2 rRNA genes (1 of these 2 only partly in view) are annotated in these 2,782 nt (G+C 56.7%); both read right to left on the bottom strand.

Going from position 1 to position 2,782, the window contains the following annotated elements:
- Position 1 precedes the first annotated feature (1 nt).
- Positions 2-118: ribosomal RNA gene (gene rrf / locus Vqi01_RS29890) — 5S ribosomal RNA — on the bottom strand.
- Between the two features lie 89 nt (positions 119-207).
- A 23S ribosomal RNA gene (locus tag Vqi01_RS29885) occupies positions 208-2,782 on the bottom strand; it runs 544 nt beyond the window's last position.

The raw sequence follows: 2,782 nt of genomic DNA, 5'->3' as shown, positions 1-2,782 counted from the left end.
TGTCCGGCGGTGTCCTACTCTCCCACACCCTCCCGAGTGCAGTACCATCGGCGCTGGAAGGCTTAGCTTCCGGGTTCGGAATGTAACCGGGCGTTTCCCCTCCGCCATAACCGCCGTAACCCTATCAACATGACAAACAACACCAAACCAAACCAGGGTGTGTGTTTGTTTGCTGTGAGTTACACAGTGGACGCGAGCAGAATCTTTGTAGTCAAGTCCTCGGCCTATTAGTACCGGTCAACTGAACCAGTTACCTGGCTTACATCTCCGGCCTATCAACCCAGTCGTCTAGCTGGGGGCCTTACCCCCACAAAGTGGGGTGGGATACCTCATCTTGAAGCAGGCTTCCCGCTTAGATGCTTTCAGCGGTTATCCCTTCCGAACGTAGCTAACCAGCCGTGCCCCTGGCGGGACAACTGGCACACCAGAGGTTCGTCCGTCCCGGTCCTCTCGTACTAGGGACAGCCCTTCTCAAGTATCCTACGCGCACGGCGGATAGGGACCGAACTGTCTCACGACGTTCTAAACCCAGCTCGCGTACCGCTTTAATGGGCGAACAGCCCAACCCTTGGGACCTGCTACAGCCCCAGGATGCGACGAGCCGACATCGAGGTGCCAAACCATCCCGTCGATATGGACTCTTGGGGAAGATCAGCCTGTTATCCCCGGGGTACCTTTTATCCGTTGAGCGACACCGCTTCCACACGCAAGTGCCGGATCACTAGTCCCGACTTTCGTCCCTGCTCGACCTGTCAGTCTCACAGTCAAGCTCCCTTGTGCACTTACACTCAACACCTGATTGCCAACCAGGCTGAGGGAACCTTTGGGCGCCTCCGTTACCCTTTAGGAGGCAACCGCCCCAGTTAAACTACCCACCAGACACTGTCCCTGAACCGGATCACGGCCCGAAGTTAGATACCCGAATCAACCAGAGTGGTATTTCAAGATTGCCTCCCCACCAACTGGCGTCGATGGTTCACCGGCTCCCACCTATCCTACACAAATCAACTCAGATACCAATGTCAAGCTATAGTAAAGGTCCCGGGGTCTTTCCGTCCTGCCGCGCGTAACGAGCATCTTTACTCGTACTGCAATTTCGCCGGGCCTGTGGTTGAGACAGTGGGGAAGTCGTTACGCCATTCGTGCAGGTCGGAACTTACCCGACAAGGAATTTCGCTACCTTAGGATGGTTATAGTTACCACCGCCGTTTACTGGCGCTTAAGTTCTCCGCTTCGCCCCCAAAGGAGCTAACAGGTCCCCTTAACGTTCCAGCACCGGGCAGGCGTCAGTCCATATACATCGAATTACTTCTTCGCATGGACCTGTGTTTTTAGTAAACAGTCGCTTCCCCCTGCTCTCTGCGGCCATACAACGCTCCACCCGCACAGGGCTTCACGTCTCCGGCCCCCCTTCTCCCAAAGTTACGGGGGCAATTTGCCGAGTTCCTTAACCACAGTTCACCCGATCGCCTCGGTATTCTCTACCTGACCACCTGTGTCGGTTTAGGGTACGGGCCGCTCGGAACTCGCTAGAGGCTTTTCTCGACAGCATAGGATCACTGACTTCACCTGAATCGGCTCGGCATCACGTCTCAGCCTCTATGTGTTGCGGATTTGCCTACAACACGGCCTACACGCTTACCCCGGCACAACCACCGGCCGGGCTCAGCTACCTTCCTGCGTCACCCCATCGCTTGACTACTACCCGCCAGGTTCCCACGCTCCCCACCCTCAACCCGAAGGTCGTGGATGGTTTGGATGGTTAGCACAACGAGGTTCATCACGGGCGCTCCTTCGCGGGTACGGGAATATCAACCCGTTATCCATCGACTACGCCTCTCGGCCTCGCCTTAGGCCCCGACTCACCCAGGGCGGAATAACCTGGCCCTGGAACCCTTGGTCATCCGGCGGAAGGGTTTCTCACCCTTCTTGCGCTACTCATGCCTGCATTCTCACTCGTGCCGCGTCCACAACTCGATCACTCGGCTGCTTCACCCCCGGCACGACGCTCCCCTACCCACCCACACACCTGGATGCCCCACCCAAAAGCAGGACACCGAGTACATGTGTGAATGCCACAGCTTCGGCGGTGTGCTTGAGCCCCGCTACATTGTCGGCGCGGAACCACTTGACCAGTGAGCTATTACGCACTCTTTAAAGGATGGCTGCTTCTAAGCCAACCTCCTGGTTGTCTAAGCGACCCCACATCCTTTTCCACTTAGCACACGCTTAGGGGCCTTAGCTGGTGATCTGGGCTGTTTCCCTCTCGACTACGAAGCTTATCCCCCGCAGTCTCACTGCCGCGCTCTCACTTACCGGCATTCGGAGTTTGGCTGATTTCGGTAAGCTTGTAGGCCCCCTAGACCATCCAGTGCTCTACCTCCGGCAAGAAACACGCGACGCTGCACCTAAATGCATTTCGGGGAGAACCAGCTATCACGGAGTTTGATTGGCCTTTCACCCCTAACCACAGGTCATCCCCCAACTTTTCAACGTTGGTGGGTTCGGCCCTCCACGCAGTCTTACCCACGCTTCAGCCTGCCCATGGCTAGATCACTCCGCTTCGGGTCTAGAACACGCGACTCAACGCCCTCTTCAGACTCGCTTTCGCTACGGCTCCCCCACACAGGTTAACCTCGCCACGTGCCACTAACTCGCAGGCTCATTCTTCAAAAGGCACGCCGTCACCCCACAAAAAGGGCTCCGACGGATTGTAGGCGAACGGTTTCAGGTACTATTTCACTCCCCTCCCGGGGTACTTTTCACCATTCCCTCACGGTAC

This window comes from Micromonospora qiuiae (assembly GCF_016863555.1).
GTDB classification, from domain to species: Bacteria; Actinomycetota; Actinomycetes; order Mycobacteriales; family Micromonosporaceae; genus Micromonospora; species Micromonospora qiuiae.
The sequence above is the reverse complement of the archived record's forward strand: the minus strand, read 5'-3'. Positions and strand labels throughout refer to the sequence as shown.